This is a genomic window from Paenibacillus sp. GbtcB18 (assembly GCF_019091125.1).
Taxonomy (GTDB): Bacteria; Bacillota; Bacilli; order Paenibacillales; family NBRC-103111; genus Paenibacillus_F; species Paenibacillus_F chitinolyticus.
Genome location: NZ_JAGXJX010000003.1, coordinates 455161 through 472019, shown reverse-complemented (window position 1 = coordinate 472019; position 16859 = coordinate 455161). Strand labels below are relative to the sequence as shown.

The following is a 16859-nucleotide window of genomic DNA, read 5'->3' as shown; positions in this document are numbered from 1 at the left end:
TTCATGGTAAGGAGGAGTAAGGAAAGGATGTATGATTCAGTCAAGCGAAAAGGGGGAAGCCGGCCAAGGTTACGTGCGATTTCGGCCATTATCGTGCTGTGTGCGGTACTCATGTTAACCGGATGTAATCCAGCCGCTCCGCTGCGGGAAGGACAATCGTCTGAGACAGGCGATACTGCGCAGCGGGAAACGGGCAAGAAATTAACCATTGTCCACAGTCTTCCGAGCGATACGCTGGACCCGCACAACACTTGGGTTCCCCTGAGAGCGGGTGTCTCGGAAACGCTGGTACGTCTGGACGAGAAGATGAAGGTGGTGCCTTGGCTCGCCACAAAGTGGGAAACAAAGGACTTCCGGATATGGTCGTTTACCCTGCGTGACGGGATCTTCTTTCATGACGGGACTAAGCTGGATGCCGCCGCCGCAAAAGCGTCATTCGAGCGAGGAATCGCCGACAGCTCGGCTTTGTCCGCTTCCTTGAAGCTAGAGTCCATCGAAGCAAACGGGCAAGAGCTGATTTTTAAAACCAAGGAACCGTTCCCCGCATTTCCCGCTGAACTGGTTCATCCGACAGCGAGCGTCATAAGTACAGCGGCCGAGAAAGCTATGGGAAAGGAAGCATTCAATAAATCGCCCGTGGGTACGGGGCCATTCAAAGTAGCCGCTTTTATTCCAGGGAAAGAAGTTGCCTTGGTACGTAACGCCGATTACTGGGACGGTAAGGCCAAGCTCAGCGAAGTCAAGTATCAATTCAATTCCGATGCGAACGTACGGACGCTGGCTTTACAGTCCAAGCAGGCGGGGATTGTGTACCATTTGGCGCCCGAAGCGCTGGCGGCGATCCGGCAAGACGGACAGCTTTCGATCCAATCGGTTACCAGTCTCCGTACGCATTATTTTACGTACAACCCCAAAAGCGCCACGGTTCAAGACATCCGGGTAAGACAAGCGATAGATAAACTCATCGACCGGGACGCTATCGTCAAAGACGTGATGCTCGGTCATGCGCTTCCTGCCAACGGACCGTTTAACAGTACACTGCCATTCGGCAGGAAAGGGAGCTATCAGAAGCTCGACCCGCAAGGGGCGCTGGAGCTGCTGGAAAGTGCAGGGTACAAGAAGAACGCGAAGGGCAAGCTGGAAAAGGACGGCAAACCCCTTACTCTTAAGCTGATTGCCTTTAGCGGAATTAACCCCGAGCTCCCGCTGATCCCGCAGCTGCTCCAATCCGAGGCGGCTAAGGCGGGAATTGAGCTGAAGATCGATTCCGTGGAATATCCGGATGTCTATGTTAAGGATCATAACGATTGGGATCTTTCGACATCAAGTTATCTTACCTCGCCACGAGGCGACGGGGGCTCATTTCTGAATTCGGCCTATGTGCCGGGTGAATCCTACAATCCCGCAGGGGTTGAAGTCGAGAAGCTTGCTCCGCTGCTGACGACACTGAACGAGACGGGGGAAGCGGAAAAGCGCAACATGCTCACACAGCAGGCCGTTGAAGTGATTATGGAAGCGATGCCGCATTCCTATATTATTTATCCGAACATACTGGTAGGTATAAACAATGGGATCAGCGGCTGGAAACCCGGAGCGGAAGAGTTCTACATTGTCACGAATAAGCTGGATGTGAACTAGATGATCAAGCTTGCGGCAGGGCGGATTGCGTATCTCGCCTGTGTACTCTTCTTCTTGGGTCTCGTTACCTTTGTCCTGATGAAGCTGGCACCCGGCGATCCGGTACGGGCTGTGCTGAAAGCGGACGAAGGGGCGGTATCCGCTGTCGATGTGGCGGCTGTAAAAGAGAAACTTGGCCTGAATATGCCGATCTACGAGCAGTACGCAAGGTGGTTTGCCGGGGTTCTAAGACTGGATCTCGGACAGTCTTATACGACAGGCCGGGATGTGGTTGATATTCTCATGGAACGTCTGCCGGCTACGTTTTTCCTGATGGCGGGAGCCATGCTGGTCGTTGTGCTGACCGCAGTTCCACTCGGCATACTGGGGGCTAAGTATCAAGGCCGCTGGCCGGACCATATCAGCCGCTTGATCGCATTACTCGGCATCTCCATGCCGACCTTCTGGCTGGGACTGCTGCTTATCTACCTGTTCTCCTATCAATTGAACTGGCTGCCCGTCATGGGCGGGGGAGATTTTCTGCATTTGATCCTGCCGTCGCTTACGCTGGGTTTTGTAATGGCGCCGGAGTATATCCGGTTGCTGCGATCCGGACTCCTGGACACTCTATCGCAGCCGTATATCCGGGCGGCACGAGGCAGGGGAATCCCGGAATGGCGGATTACGGTAAACCATGCGCTAAGAGCCGCTTTACTTCCGGTGATCTCGCTCTTCGGGCTGAGCGTCGGCAGCTTGCTTGCCGGTTCGGTTGTCACGGAATCTCTCTTTGGATGGCCGGGTCTCGGCAGCCTGGCGATGGAAGCCTTTACGCAGCGTAATTATCCGATCATTCAAGGGTATGTTCTGTTTTCGGGCCTGTGCATTGGTCTTGCCAATCTGCTGTCGGATATCAGCTTGGGGTATATGGACCCCAGAATTCGTTATGCGAAGGGGAGAGAAGCATGAACGGTCGCATTGCGGACAATACCGCATTCGCTCCTAACACGGCATGGAGCAGGCTGCGGCATAACCGAATGGCCTGCGTCGGGATGCTTATGCTCGCGTTGTTTCTCCTGGCGGCCTTGTTCGGGAAATGGCTTGCTCCCCATGATCCGCTGCTGGTCAGCATGTCGGAGCGGCTGAAGCCCTCCAGCCTGCAGTACCCGCTAGGCACAGATCATCTGGGCCGGTGCATTTGGTCCAGACTTCTGGCGGGCACTTCGGTCACGCTGGGCCTTTCATTCCTCGTCGTGACGGTTGTGATGCTGATCGGCATTCCGATCGGTATTCTTTCCGGCTACAGAGGCGGCCGCACCGACGCTTATTTCATGAGGCTGGCCGACGCGGCGGCCGCTCTCCCCGAATTTCTGCTTGCCGTAACGGTTACGGGTTTCTTGGGACCGGGTTTGATGAAGGTTATGCTTGCCGTCTCCTGCATCAAGTGGATCGGCTACGCCCGGGTGGTACGCGGAACCATCATGTCCGAGAAGAAGCAGGATTATATCTTGGCTTCGATCGTCGCCGGCAGTACCCCTTGGGCGGTCAATCGGCGTCATCTCCTCCGGCATATCGCTTCTCCGCTGGCTGTAATGGCTGCCCTGGATGTGGGGAGGACGATCCTTCTTATTTCGGCATTATCTTATCTCGGTTTGGGCGTCCAACCTCCTGCTCCCGAGTGGGGGGCCATGCTGAGCGAAGGACGACCCTATTTCCAGGCGGCACCGCAGTTCATGATCTACCCGGGCGTCGCGATTCTTGCTGTCGTAATCGCACTGAATCTGCTGAGCGACGGTTTGAGGGATGCGCTTGATGTCCAGAGCGACCGTCACAGCCGCCGGAAGAGGAGGTATTCGTAATGCGCACGGAGCAGGGGGAAAGGCCCCTGACAGCTATCGCTGCTTCGTTGTCTGAAGGTGAACTGGAGCAGGTAACTACATCATCCGATGACCCGGTACCGGTACTGGCTATAAAGGAGTTATGCATCTGCACGAGAGGAAGCGGCCGGTCTCTGCCCGTTATCCAAGATATATCCTTTTCAATCCGAAAAGGGGAGACACTGGCCATCGTCGGGGAGAGCGGCAGCGGCAAAAGTGTGACCGCGGCGGCCATTACGGGCCTGCTGCCTTCGTCGCTCCAGATAGCTCTGGGAACGATCGCCTTTCAAGGAGACGACCTTCTAACACTGCGTGGCAGAAAAAGAGAAGGGCTGCTTGGCCGCAAAATCGGCTGGGTAAGCCAGGACTATCACAGCAGCTTTACGCCATTGATTAAAATCGGCACCCAGCTGACCGAAATGATCCGTGTCCATCAGAAGATGCCATCGCAAGAGGCAAAAACTTTGGCGCTGAGCTGGTTGGAGCGAGTCATGCTGCCCGCGAATCGCGTGTTCGACAGCTATCCGTTCCAGCTCAGCGGTGGCCAACTGCAGCGGGCTGCGCTCGCCGCGGCATTCATGCTGCATCCCGCCTTGTTAATCGCGGATGAGCCGACCACAGCGCTGGACGCGGTCTCGGCTGACCGAGTCCTCGGTCTGCTGGATGAGCTTCGCGCCCAAACGGGATGCGCGGTGCTGTTTATCTCCCATGATCTCCGCCATGTGCATCGCACCGCCGACCGGGTGGCTGTTATGCGCGAAGGGCGACTGCTGGAAACGGGGGAAGCAGCCGAAATCTGCAGGCTGCCTCGGCATCCCTATTCGCAGCAGCTGCTGGACGCTTGTCCACGGATCATTCCCCAGGGCGGGTTAACGGTCATAGGGAGCAATCATAGCTTAAGTGAGAGTCCGGCGGCTCCCAGTCCGCCTTTAATGTCAGCCGTCGGACTTGTAAAAAGTTATCCAGCCAAAACCGGGCAGGAGGCGGCAGTCCGGCAGCTGTCTTTTGAAATTTATGGAGGGGAATGTCTAGGGCTGGTCGGGGAGAGCGGTTGCGGCAAAAGCACGGTCGCCAAGCTGCTCTTGGCGCTGGAGCGGCCGGATGCGGGTGAAGTGCTTTTTGACGGAATATCCTTGAATGCCCTTACAGGGCATGCGCTGCGGCTGGTGCGTAAAAATATACAGGCCGTCTTTCAAAATCCCGCTTCATCTTTAAATAGCCGGCTGCCGATTTGGCGCTCTATTGTGGAGTCGTTTGATAATTTTCAAAAGGATGATCTTTCGGCATTTGCAGGAGGGGGGCAGTCAAGAAGAGATCTGGCCGCCAAGCTGCTGGAGACAGTCGGTCTGGAACGCACGCTTGGAGACCGGTACCCCCATGAACTGAGCGGGGGGCAGCGCCAGCGTGTGGCCATCGCCCGGGCTATCTTGCTTAAACCCCGGCTTCTGATCTGTGACGAGCCCACTTCCAGTCTGGATGTTACCGTACAATCGCAAATTTTGAATTTGCTGAAGCAGTTAAGGCAGGAACTCGGCATGTCCTGCTTGTTCATTTCTCACGATATTGCCGTTGTTCAGCGAATGTGCAGCCGTATCCTGGTTATGAAGGAAGGCCGGATTATTGACCGTTTCCCGGTCGACCGGCTCTGCAGTGAAGAACGTCATCCATACACGCGCCAACTGGTTTCTGCGTTTATGCGCGAATAGGATGCAGTCTGAGGTGAATATGAAAAACGGAATCCTGCTTTCTCTTCTGTCTTCCTTCGTGTTCAGTGTGATGAACGCGCTGGTGAAAGGCATCAGCAGCACCATCCCCGCCGCCGAAATTGCGTTCTTTCGCGGACTTATAGGAACCCTGCTTATCTTGATCTTGATGCGATTCAGCGGAGTAGCTTTTTCAAGGAAGGGCATCCCGATGCTCGCGGTAAGAGGGCTGAGCGGCGGCCTGTATATGCTTGCCTTTTTTTATACGTTATCAAATATCCCGCTCACGGACGCGAGTCTCTTGGCACAGTTGGCCCCTATTTTTGTGGCAATGTTATCCGCGCTCATTCTGAAAGAGAAGCTGGGTCGCCGGGGAGCGGCGGTATTTCCCGTTATTTTCGCGGGGGCTCTCCTGCTGTTGAAACCGCATGAATTTTCCAGTTACTCGGTTTTTGCGCTTGTCGGCCTGCTCAGCGCTTTTTTCTCCGCAGCCGCAAGCATATCGATAAGATATCTGAGCAGGACGCATCCGTCTTATGAGATTGTGTTTTATTTCGTGGCGACCTCTACATTGGTTGCTATTCCCTTCATGTGGGACTCGTTTGTGATACCGGATGCCCGGGAGTCTGTAATGCTGCTGATCATCGGACTGGTATCGCTGCTTGGACAGTTGTTCCTGACGAAGGCCTTTACGCATGAGAATGCGGTAATTGTACAGGTAGTCAGCTATTTCGGCTTATTTCTGAACGTTCTATTCGGATATCTGTTCTGGAACGAGATTCCCGACATGCTGACTACCGCAGGTGGCGTATTGATCGTAGCCGGCTGCATGATATTGTTCGGAGTGAATCGCCAAAGCAGTCCCAAGACAAAGCTTCGAATGTAAAAAGTGCCAGTTGAAACAAGGAGGAGAAGCGATTGAATCAGGATGTTTTGTACGATGTTTGGTGGAAGCATCAAGAAGAGGGTGATCAGGGGATGGAGAACGATCATATCCCTCACTGGAAAAGGGTGCTCAGCTTTATCCCGGAAGAGGACCTCTCGCAGTGCAGCGTACTGGATTTCGGCTGCAATCAGGGAGGATTCCTCCGGCTGCTCTACGAGCAGAGACCCTTTAAGGAAGGCATCGGCACCGACCTGGCACGCCGGTCGGTGGAGGTGGCCAACAGCCGGAAAGGGGATCTGCCGATTCAATACGTGGCCACTGCGGAACCCGAGCAATTCGCGGGACGATTTGATCTGGCTTTCAGTTTAGCGGTGCTGTATCTGATTCCCGATCTCGGAGAACATGCGAGGAAGATGAAAAAAGCGCTGAAGCCGGGTGGGGTCTATTACGCGACCTTCGCCGATTACAGCGGCAATCCGAGTCTGCCCTATATCCAAGAGCGGATCAACAGCAACGCCTCTATCCCCATGCAGGAGCATACCCTGGACCATATAGCGGACATGTTCTTTCAAGAGGGTTTCCGCGTCGGCATTCGGCGTATGATTCCGACATGGTATCTCGATTTGTCACCAGGAAAAAGGTGGTACCAATGTGTGGCCGACCATCTTCAATATGCTTACGAGCAGGCGTATGTACTGCGATTCGAGGCGCCCGGCGGTCCCACAAGCACATGATCGGAGCCATGCAGAAACAAACAACACGGAGGAGGATCGCGATACCCGGTTCACTCCATTCGTGAAGGTAAGCAGGCCGTAAAAGCGGGGGTGACTCCAAACACAAGTAACCCGCAGGAGGGGCACTTTTTTTAAAGTGTCCTTCCTGCGGGTTACCGTTCGGGGTCGAGGTTAGAACCGTAACCTCAACTTCTTGACTGGTTATTTCTTCGAGGATGTTTCATTTTTGTGCTCAATCACTTGCAGCACTTTTGGTTCAATAGCTTTTAACATTTGTTCAATGGAGGAATTGCCTTTAGGAACGTCGCCGTTCTTTTCGCCTTGGATTTGGGCATCAACCTGTGTTTTTGCAATAACGTCAATCACTTGTTGTTTAGAGACCTGTTTAGATGCGGCCACTTCCACAACCGATTTGCCTTTTGCCAATTCTTCTTTCAGTTCGGCCGGGCTGATTTTTAGTAAGGAGAACAGTTTGGCATCGTTTAAAAAAGCGTCGGCAAAGTAATCGGGCTTACCGTCTCTCGAGAAATATCCTTCTACTTTATCGGTTGAAGGTGTAGTCTCACCTCCGATAAGAGAAACGTTAATCGCATTGCCCTGAACAAATACTTGGTAGAACGGTGTTTTGGATCCCTTTATGCTGTAATTCAACATAAACGTTTTTTGATCCGGGTTCTCCATTTGCTCCATAGCAAACTCGTACTCTTTGACGCTGCCGTACAGTTTATCAATCAGGTAATCCGTCTTCGACTTGATTTCCTGATCGGTTAAAGCAGAGAGCGGCTTCTCCTTAGGCTCCCAATTCTCTTGAATCACGTGTTCAATCGCACCCGTAACGGCGTTGGTATGAAGGGTAATCTTTTTGCCGATTCCTCCTTTTTCCTGCAGGGTGATGCTTGTTTGGACATCTTGAACGCTGCTTGCCTCGACAATCTCAAACGATTTTGTTTCGGGAAATGCGTGATAAAGCTTCTCAAGCGCTGCCTTGCCAACCTTATCCACTTTGACTTGTTCAGCCGTCATGGGTGTTCTCGTCAGCATTTCAATCAAGGTAGGGGCCGCGTATGCCGCGGTTGGAATCAAAATCGCAGCAGCAACAATTCCACCGATTAAACGTTTTTTCATAGGTAATTCGCTCCTTTTTCGTTGCAAATAGTGAGAATAGGATTGTTCGATTCGTCTGGTAACGGCCGGAGGGCACTCCATCGTTTCTGCCTCTTCGTGCAGATGTTCACGGATTTTGCGTTCAATAGTCATTGATTTTTTCCATCCTTTCCGGGGGGAGATTCCATATGTTTTTTCGAAGCGCTTGGAGACCGGCGTGATATCTGGACTTCACTGTACCCAGCGGAATATCGAGCAATGCCGCGATTTCCTCCAACGTATAGTCATGATAAAAGCGGAGGACAATCACCGTTCGCTGTTTGTCGGTCAGTTTTTGGATGGCCTGCGATATCATTTGGTTCGTCCCGTCCATCAATACGGCAGGTTGATCCCAATGAGACTCTTCCCTGGAGAAGGCGCGAATGCGTTCAAAAATTCGGAATCTCCGCCAGCTCTTGACCCGAAATCTCTGCACTTGACGGATGACCAAGCCGTGCAGCCAAAAGTGGAAAGGGCGGTTCGGATCATAGTTGGCAAGTGAGGTCCACATTTGCATATAGATCTCATTCATCACATCTTCCCGATCCTGCGGGTGGTCCACCAGAAAGGAGACTGTCCGGTAGACGTCCTGATAGGTGGCGTCATACAACGCGTGAAACGCCTGTTGATCACCATCTTTCATTTTTGCGAGTAGTTGGTACATGTATTCACTTTGCATTCAGAGGGCCCTCCTGAGTAAGCAGCTTACACCCTATATTGTCTCTCTAACGAAAAAAGGTTCGGTTCTTGATTTCTTTTTTTTGCAAAAGGCCGAAGTGGCGGCGGACTAAGCTCAAGAAGTAGAGAATACAAAAGCCGGATTCCTTAAATAGGAAAACCCGGCTTTTTAACGATCGAACAGTCCTTGGTGTATATTTTTGCCATAGGATCGGCTGGACCCTTATAATGTAAAAGAGAGGCGGATGGGAGCGTGTGCCAAATTCGGCTCGCGGCAATTCCTTTCCGTAAAACGAGCCAAAATCTGCCTGCAACGGTGTTTACGCGTAAAGTTCATGCGCCCGTCAAATCGCACTTGTCGTCCGGTCATTTCGTTCCGTGTCCGGCGGCGGACCAGTGCGAGGGATGAACGAGCGCCGCCGGAATCTTCGTGCGCGCATCGCCTTTCGCCGCGTTGAGCTGGGCCTGCGTGAGGAATAAGCTCCCGCGCAGATCCGCTCCGCTTAGATTGGCGTCCCGGAAATCCGCGCCGATCAGGTCCGCCGCTCTCAGATCGGCGTTCCGGAGATCGGCGGCGATGAGATACGCCCCCCGGAGGTTGGCGCCGCTCAGATCGGCTCCCTTCAGGTTCGCCCCCATGAGGTCGGCGCCCCGGCCGACTTTGCGGCGCTGTGTGCCGCCTTTCCGGCGGCTTGCGGCGTCGGCGCGGACGAGTTCGCTCGTCCGCAAAAGAAGCTCGTTGACTTTCCCCCTGTGTGCGGCGACATCAAGCTCCAGAAGCGCTTCCGGGGCGAGGAAAGTCAAGCGTTCCGTCTCCTCCAGCGCGGTGCGCAGCTCACCGTGTACGGAACGGGCGGGCTGGAGAGTCAGCGCTTCGGACAAGTACCACAGAAGCTCATGGAGCTGCCGCATGACCGGGAACACCTCGAACATCTGCTTCGCGGACCCGGGGACCCGGCGCCAGTCTTCTCCGGCGTAAGTCACCTGCGAAACCTTCTGTCCGGCGCCGAAGCAGTCAAAGACCGTGCAGCCTTTGAAGCCCTGCCGGCGCAGGCTGGTGTGAATGCCGCACCGGAAGTCCTGCTGCAGATTGGGACAAGGCTGACCGGCGTCCTTGTCTTTCGCAAAGTCGGCGGATGCCGCATAAGGCAGCGCCACGCAGCAGAGGCCGAAGCATTTCTCGCAGTCGGTCAGGAGCCCCTGAGGGCTTTTATAGGAATGCGTTTCCGGATTTTCATGAGGTTGAGACATGGCAAATACTCCCTTCGTATAACCGTGCGTGTATAGCAACACCCTCCATTTTAAAGGCAGGTACGCCCGGAGTGAAAGGATTTTTTTCTTATAAAGCAAAATAGCGGCTGTTTCGGACAGGCGCAGCATACCTTTGAAGGAGGAAAAGCAGGCGTGAAGCAAAATTTGCTGGAGCATGAAACCTAACTCCTAAACCTGAGAATAAGAGATCCTCCGCATAGGGCTCATTTTGACGATGACTATAAAAATGAGTTCGGGAGGTATTCGAAGACAATGGATAAACTTTTTCTGGATTTGGTAAACGGCGTTAAACATGATTTCACCGGGTGGGATTTCACATCTATGACCGGAACGGGGCGTATAGACAGCGGGCTGCTTTCCTGGTCTTACGGGAGCTTGGCTATTCCGCTTGTACGGAGCGCAGGTACCCTGCTAGATATGGGAACAGGCGGGGGAGAGATCCTGTCTATGCTGGGGCCGCTGCCCGATCAGGTATACGCGACGGAAAGCTACGCGCCCAATGTGCCCGTAGCCAGACAAAGACTGGAGCCGCTCGGGGTAGAAGTCATTCAGCTCGAGCCCTGGCAGGATTCCGATTTGCCCTTTGCAGACAAGCAGTTCGATCTGATTCTGAACAAACACGAAATCTACTGCCCGGTAGAGATGAGCAGAATCATCACGGATGACGGTATTTTTCTGACTCAGCAGTCGGGCGGGCAGGATTGCCGTGAGCTGAATGAATATTTCGGCGTTCCGCTGAACGAAGAATTCAGCGGCTGGAATTTGGATAGGGCAGTGGAAGGTTTAAGGGCAAACGGCTTTGACATAATAATGGGCAAAGAAGAATTCATTCCGCAAAGATTTTACGATATCGGCAGCTTAATTTATTATTTGAAAGCCACACCTTGGCAGGTTCCCGGATTTGAGCAGAACCTCTATCTGGAGAAGTTGTATGAGATTCACCGGATTATCGGAGAAAAGGGTTATTTTGAAACGACACAGCACCGCTTCATTATAAAAGCCCGGCTTGCGTAAACAACAGAGGCCTTCCTGGTGGAAGGCCCTCTCGATTTCTTAAACCTTTGCATGACAGGAGTAGTGGCATGCCTTTTACATTCGCGCATCCCGTGGCGGTTATGCCGTGGTGGAACAAAACGACACTTCCGGTATCCGCTCTGATAATCGGGTGCATGTCTCCGGATTTCGAATATTTTGTCCGGTTCCGGGCCGCCGGTGTTTGGAGCCACCATGGAGCGGGGATCGTGTTTTTTAATCTTCCGATGATCCTTCTGCTGTTTCTGCTCTTCGAAACCGCTGTCCGGCCGGCGCTTTACGATTATTTGCCCGGCCGGTTTCCTTACCGCTGGAGAAGGGAAGGCGGAATTCCCGCTACTTATAAAGGCTGGCTTACCGTCGCGGTTCTGGGCCTGGCAGGCACCGGCACGCACCTGATCTGGGACCAATTCACGCACAAAGGCGCCTGGCTGGTCAACCATATCTCCTTCCTCGGCGGAACGATAACGGCGGGAGGCTTGGAAGTTCCCGTATACAAAGCGGCGCAGCACGGAAGCACGCTGATCGGGCTGATAGGGACGGCCTGGTGGATACATCGGCATTTACGCGTCCCGGCTGAGGAGAGATCGCGGGTTTCCGGCAAGCCTTTCTGGTTTACCGTGCTGGCCTTGTTTGTCTTGATTTTTGCGATAGCGGCTGTTTTCGTAGGGGACGGCAAAGGGCTGGAGCTTCTTTTGCAGCTTGTCGTTCCGGCCATTAGCTCTCTTATGCTTGCCGTTCTTCTGGCTTGTCTGTTTTTTAGCAAGAGTGTAAGCAGAAACGGCCGAGGTTGAACCGGTTTAAATGAAAAGTCCGCCGTCAGGCGGCTTTAAGAAAGAACAAAAAGAGCGGGAAATCCCGCTCTTTTTCTCATTCACACGCAAGGTTTAAAAATTAGGTACCAATCGGACCAGTTTATCGGGCGTTCCGTCCCCGTTCTTATCCCCGTTGTTGCTGGTTACGAAATAAAGCGAGCCGTCAGGGGCCTCGACAATATCGCGGATGCGGCCGTATTTATTGACGTACAAATAGTTAAGGCTGTCGCTGTCGATGGCGGGCTTGCCGTTCTGTTCCTTGACGGTCATGCGGATAATCTGTTTGCCCTTCAAGTTGGTGACAAGCAGATCCCCGGCCCACGGCCCTTTGGTCACAAACGCGATGCCGGAAGGCGCCCAAGTAGTCCCGCTGGCGTAAATGAGAGGCGGCGTAATGCCCGGTTGATTCTGATTTCCGCCCTCGTACTGCGGCCAGCCGTAATGGGCTCCCGGTTGAATGAAGTTAATCTCGTCTTTGGACGATTCTCCATGCTCGGACTCGAATAGCCGGTTCGTTCCGGGCTGCCAGGCCAAGCCTTGCGGATTCCGGTGCCCCCGGCTGTATATCGGCGAAGAAGCGCCGAACGGATTATCGGACGGGATCGTGCCGTCCAGATTCAGCCGGAATATTTTTCCTCCGAGATAGGTTAGCGTGTCGTCCTTGTTGCCGTAGTTGCCGTCACTGAAATAGAGTTTCTTGTCCGGGCCGATTTTGAGACGGCCGCCGTTGTGATACACCGCCCCGGGAAGATTTGTTATCAGGACTTTGTCGATTTTGGCGGTATTGTTGCTTTCGATCAGGCGGACCACCCGATTGGCGACTTTGTTGTCCGAGGTCTTGTAGGAATGGTAAATGTACATATAATGATTGTTGGCGAAATCCGGGTCGAGCGCCAGTCCCAGCAGTCCTCCCTCGCTCTTGGGCATGTAGTAGAAGGGAGACCCCAGCGTAATGACCGGTGCGGATTTCAACTGACCGTTCACGATGACGCGTATTCTGCCGCTGTTGCGTTCGGTGAAAAAAATCCGGCCGTCCGGCGCGAAGTCGACCGCCCACGGCGTTTCCAGATTGGAAGCGACAACCTCGGGCGTGTAAGGTTCCGAAGAGGCCGGATTCGTCTTAACCGACAGCGCTTTGCTGGCGGGGGACACATTGCCGGCAAGATCCCTGGCTTTTACCGTAAAGCTGTAGGAGGTATTGGCGGCAAGCCCCGTCACGTTGAATGTGGTCTTGTCGGTGCTGCCGGACAATTTCCCGTTCGTGAAAATATCATAGGCGTACACGCCTACGTTATCGGTCGCCGCGGTCCAGGTTAACTGGACGGACGTGGAGGTTTTGCTTGAACTCGCAAGTCCGGCCGGAGCGGCGGGGCTCTCCGTATCGGACCCGCTGGTTGTCGTCACCGACAGAGGAGCGCTGGCTGCCGAGCTGTTTCCGGCCGCGTCCCTGGCCTTTACCGTGAACCGGTAAGTGGTGGCGGGTTTCAAGCCCGTAAAGGTATAGGAAGTACCGGCAACGTTCGCCTGGGTCAAAACATCGTCCTTGTACAAATCGTAGCCGGTGACACCGACATCGTCCAGCGATGCGGTCCAGGCGATTTCCGCGGACGTATCGGTTACGGATCTGGCCTGAACGTTCGTCGGCTCGGTCGGCGGAAACACGTCGCCGGCCGCGTTTACCGTCACATTAGTAAACGTGGCGGTGCTCAGCTTGGACGTGTTGTGGCTGGAGACGGCAAGGCCGACAAACACGGAGGCGTTCATCTTTAAAGTAAGCGTCCCCAGATCGCCCCAGTTCAATCCGTTGTTGGACACGTACCCCCGGATGACGTTTCCTTTGCGCTCCAGTTTTACCCACGCAGGGGAGGTCGAAGCGATTTTCTCGCTCTCGGAGGCGCCTCCGGTTTCCGTTCGATACTGGAATGTGAATCCGTTGGAAGGCGTCAGAAGCAGATCGGCATGTTTGGAATCCGGCTTAAGCGTTTCCCGGATCGTAATGCCCGCTTTGGCAAAATCATGGGTGTTCGTCTGCGAGGAAACGAGAGCTACGATTGAGCCGTCTCCCGTCCAGGACTGATAAACGAAATTGAATTGGTCCGATTTGCCCCAAATATCCGTGCCTGAGCCGCTGACTTCAAAACGGCCCGCACCCGGGTCATAGGAAGCGCTGCCCGCCAGAGCGGGAGAACCGATGTTTTGCTGTTTCCAAGGAGCGGGCACACTTTCCACCATGGCCTTTCCCGGTACGGGTAGTAAAACAAGCAGAAGACAAAAGCAGAGACTTAAAGCAACCTGTTTGTAATGCATAATCATTCCCACACGTCCTTTCGGTTTGGAATGGCACTAAGGGTTTGCTTTGCTTAAAGACAAGGCGGTCCTCCTTTCAAAAGTTAAAGCGCTTATACTTTCGTAATTTATTTTACCATAAACCCCAGTAAAAGGTATATATTTGAAATGTAAACGCTTAGCGTTTTGGCTCGTACGGTAAACATGTTAGAATGAACAGGATGCAAAACGAGACCTAAAGGAGTTCAGACACGATGACGGACCCGAAGCCTTTGACCGAGAAACAAAAGATGTTAGCCGGCAAGCCCTATAAAGCTTTCGGAGAGGAGCTTTTGCTCGAACGGCAGCACGCCAAGGAAGTCTTGTTCGACTATAACGCGCTGCGTCCCGGCGAAGTCGAGAAACGGAACGAACTGCTCCGTTCGCTTCTCGGACGTGCGGGCAAAGTCTTTTTTATAGAACCCCCGTTCCGCTGCGATTACGGATACAATATTTTGCTGGGGGAAAATTTTTATGCGAATTATAATTTAACGGTGCTCGACTGCAATCGGGTAACAATCGGGAACAACGTTCTGATCGGTCCCAATGTGAGCGTGTTTACGGCCGGCCACGCCATTCATCCGGAGCTTAGAGTGAATGAAGTGGAATACGCGCTCCCGATCTCGATCGGCAACAACGTCTGGATCGGCGGCGGGGCGATACTCAATCCCGGCGTGTCGATCGGCGACAATACGATTATCGGATCGGGGAGCGTCGTTACGAAGGATATCCCCGCGGACGTCATTGCCGCGGGCAATCCGTGCCGAGTCCTTCGTCCGATCACTGAAGACGACAGGAACCAGTTCCGGGAGGCCTAAAGCCGGAACCGCTGCCAAAGACTGCTTCCGCGGAAGCAGTCTTTTTCTTGTTTTTCTGTTTGCCGGATCGTAGGAGCCGCACTTCTTCTTCAGAAGCGCCGTAGCAGAGGCGGCGATCCTATATCGCTTGACTCTATAAAAAAGGAACCAGGGATGCCCGATTCGGGCATCTTTTTTTATTATTGACGCTTATTGGGATTACAAGTATGATAATCATAATCGTTACGATTACGATTAAGTCCAGTCGCGCGACGTAATCCTGCATTTTTTAAAAAATCGGCCCCAGAGGTAGTTGTCTGATGAAACGTGAAATCGACTTTGTGAAATGCAATCCCACACAGAATATGACCATTCTTGTGAGAACGAATCACCTGGCTGAGGACTATATGCCCATCGCCGCTAAAATGATGTCCTACGACAGTGTGTACGCCGAACAAGTAGGCTTCATCGAAAAACCCGGCAGCTATGAAGCCGATGCAAATTTACGAATGGCGGGAGGTGAGTTTTGCGGGAATGCGTGCATGTCCTTAGCCGCTTTTCTTGCCTCTGAGAAAGGAATGAATCCCGACGATTTCATGGAAATTGTCCTTGAAGCTTCCGGAACGGAACAGTTAATCACCTGTCAGGTGAAAAAAGTCAAGGAAGAGTACGTGTGCCGGCTTGCAATGCCTGTGCCCAAAAAAATCGATCGGAAGACAATCCAGTTTGAAGGCAATGACTTGGATATTGTCACGGTGAGATATCCCGATTTTCTACATATTGTGATCGAAGTCGATCAGTTCAATGAGACCGTGAGAAATCGGGCCCAGGCCTTGGCGAAGCTGCTTGGAGCGGCTTCGGAAGCCAGCGTGATCGGCATTTTGTTATTTAACAGTGACTCGGACGAATTGGCTCCGCTTATTTATGTCCCTCTTTTGGACAGCATGATTTGGGAAAGAGGGTGCGGCTCCGGCACGGCTTCGCTTGGCGCCTTCCTGTCATGGAAAAAAAAGGGGGCCGTTTCCGCGCAAATCAAGCAGCCCGGAGGCACCATGACGGTCACGGCCGAATGGGAGGAAGACGGCGTAACAAGTCTCACCATTGAAGGGGCCGTCGGAATTGTAGCCCAAGGCAGAGCGTTCATTGATGTTTAACTTACTGAACCGGATTGGAGTGAAAGTATGCATACGCCCGAACAATTTCTGCAAACTTTAAACGGGTTCCAAGCAAAATTTGCGCAGTTGGCAGAACGCTACGAAGGTACCGTTCAGGGAAGCTCCGAGTTAGAGGCGACCCTGGATGACTATTCCGCTTTTATTACGAACGAGGCTAACGAAGAATCATGGGAACATTGGAACCGGCAAGACCCCGGCCCTATGTCCCGGTTAGTGGAAGATCTGAGGAAGACGTCGGCGTTTTGTGTCGGAATGATGGAAAAATACCGGGCATGGAAGTTGTTGAACGGAATGGCGGAAAGAACGGAGTATTTCCGGAATATAGAGTCCTGCATCGAGAAAGAATTCGGAAGCTTTCAAGTGACGGAGGATTCGAAAGTGCTGCTGGTGGGTTCGGGTTCATTCCCCATGACGCCACTGTACATAGCCAAGCAAACCGGTGCGGAAGTGGTTGGCATTGATATTGATAGGGAGGCAGTCGACCTTGGAAGAAGGGTTGTAAAGGAATTGGGAAGCGGGTTGAAAATCAGGCTGGAGAATGTGTTCGTAGAGCATCTGGATGATATACGGGAGGTGACTCACATCATATTCAGTTCAACGGTCGCCATTAAATACGAACTGCTGGACCGGTTGGATGCGCTGACCGATCGGAATGTGATTGTGGCCATGAGATACGGCGGCGGCTTGAAATCTTTATTCAATTACCCCATGCAAGAGGTGAACGGGAGCAAGTGGAGCTTGGTTGAAACCGTTTTGCGTCCCGGTCATGTGTTCGATATCGCTTTATATCAGAAAGCATAGGCTTTAT

The 16859-nt window shown here is 53.1% G+C and carries 15 protein-coding genes; 11 read left to right on the top strand and 4 right to left on the bottom strand.

Translation table 11 applies throughout. The annotated features are described in order from the left end of the window. The first annotated feature begins 27 nt into the window (after positions 1-27). The 6 genes from nikA to KVT34_RS12400 are packed head-to-tail and all read left to right on the top strand — an operon-like array spanning position 28 to position 6814. On the top strand, positions 28-1638 hold the full coding sequence (nikA, locus tag KVT34_RS12425; RefSeq protein ID WP_217558951.1) for a nickel ABC transporter substrate-binding protein: 1611 nt from the start codon (positions 28-30) through the stop codon (positions 1636-1638). Then, complete coding sequence (gene nikB, locus KVT34_RS12420; protein WP_217558950.1) at positions 1639-2583, top strand: nickel ABC transporter permease; 945 nt, start codon at positions 1639-1641, stop codon at positions 2581-2583. It begins immediately after the preceding gene. Beyond that, entirely contained in the window at positions 2580-3473 is an 894-nt protein-coding gene (gene nikC, locus KVT34_RS12415) for a nickel transporter permease (protein WP_217558949.1), read from the top strand. Before nikB ends, nikC begins: the two co-directional genes overlap by 4 nt. Beyond that, a complete protein-coding gene (locus KVT34_RS12410; protein WP_217558948.1) occupies positions 3473-5197 on the top strand; it encodes a dipeptide ABC transporter ATP-binding protein in 1725 nt (574 codons plus the stop codon). The genes nikC and KVT34_RS12410 overlap by 1 nt, the downstream gene beginning before the upstream one ends. Positions 5198-5216: 19 nt before the next feature. After that, positions 5217-6080: a DMT family transporter gene (locus tag KVT34_RS12405; protein ID WP_302695266.1), complete on the top strand. Its 864-nt coding sequence runs from the start codon at positions 5217-5219 to the stop codon at positions 6078-6080. Positions 6081-6112: 32 nt separating this feature from the next. Further along, positions 6113-6814 (top strand): class I SAM-dependent methyltransferase, encoded by a 702-nt coding sequence (locus KVT34_RS12400; RefSeq protein ID WP_217558947.1) that lies wholly within the window; start codon positions 6113-6115, stop codon positions 6812-6814. Positions 6815-7015: 201 nt separating this feature from the next. On the opposite strand, the gene KVT34_RS12395 is transcribed toward KVT34_RS12400, so the two are convergent. The 3 genes from KVT34_RS12395 to KVT34_RS12385 form a co-directional block, all read right to left on the bottom strand. After that, a complete protein-coding gene (locus KVT34_RS12395; RefSeq protein WP_217558946.1) occupies positions 7016-8071 on the bottom strand; it encodes a hypothetical protein in 1056 nt (351 codons plus the stop codon). After that, positions 8061-8636: a sigma-70 family RNA polymerase sigma factor gene (locus KVT34_RS12390; RefSeq protein ID WP_217558945.1), complete on the bottom strand. Its 576-nt coding sequence runs from the start codon at positions 8634-8636 to the stop codon at positions 8061-8063. The genes KVT34_RS12395 and KVT34_RS12390 overlap by 11 nt, the downstream gene beginning before the upstream one ends. A gap of 365 nt (positions 8637-9001) precedes the next feature. Then, complete coding sequence (locus tag KVT34_RS12385) at positions 9002-9886, bottom strand: pentapeptide repeat-containing protein (RefSeq protein WP_217558943.1); 885 nt, start codon at positions 9884-9886, stop codon at positions 9002-9004. A gap of 273 nt (positions 9887-10159) precedes the next feature. Here KVT34_RS12385 and KVT34_RS12380 point away from each other — a divergent pair, with 273 nt between their 5' ends. After that, positions 10160-10921 (top strand): class I SAM-dependent methyltransferase, encoded by a 762-nt coding sequence (locus tag KVT34_RS12380; RefSeq protein WP_217558941.1) that lies wholly within the window; start codon positions 10160-10162, stop codon positions 10919-10921. Positions 10922-10989: 68 nt separating this feature from the next. Continuing rightward, positions 10990-11733 (top strand): DUF4184 family protein, encoded by a 744-nt coding sequence (locus KVT34_RS12375; protein WP_217558940.1) that lies wholly within the window; start codon positions 10990-10992, stop codon positions 11731-11733. 93 nt (positions 11734-11826) lie between these two features. Here KVT34_RS12375 and KVT34_RS12370 read toward each other — a convergent pair whose 3' ends face one another. Continuing rightward, on the bottom strand, positions 11827-14067 hold the full coding sequence (locus KVT34_RS12370; protein ID WP_217558939.1) for a PQQ-dependent sugar dehydrogenase: 2241 nt from the start codon (positions 14065-14067) through the stop codon (positions 11827-11829). Between the two features lie 227 nt (positions 14068-14294). On the opposite strand from KVT34_RS12370, the gene KVT34_RS12365 reads away from it, so the two are divergent. From KVT34_RS12365 to KVT34_RS12355, 3 genes are all read left to right on the top strand, one after another. Continuing rightward, positions 14295-14897 carry a sugar O-acetyltransferase gene (locus tag KVT34_RS12365; protein ID WP_217558938.1) on the top strand — a complete coding sequence of 201 codons (603 nt, stop codon included), beginning with the start codon at positions 14295-14297 and terminating at the stop codon, positions 14895-14897. Between the two features lie 299 nt (positions 14898-15196). Beyond that, positions 15197-16030, top strand: coding sequence for a histidine racemase CntK family protein (locus KVT34_RS12360; RefSeq protein ID WP_217558937.1), 834 nt, complete (start codon positions 15197-15199; stop codon positions 16028-16030). A 27-nt stretch (positions 16031-16057) separates the two neighbouring features. Beyond that, a complete protein-coding gene (locus KVT34_RS12355; RefSeq protein WP_217558936.1) occupies positions 16058-16852 on the top strand; it encodes an SAM-dependent methyltransferase in 795 nt (264 codons plus the stop codon). The last annotated feature ends 7 nt before the right edge of the window (positions 16853-16859 follow it).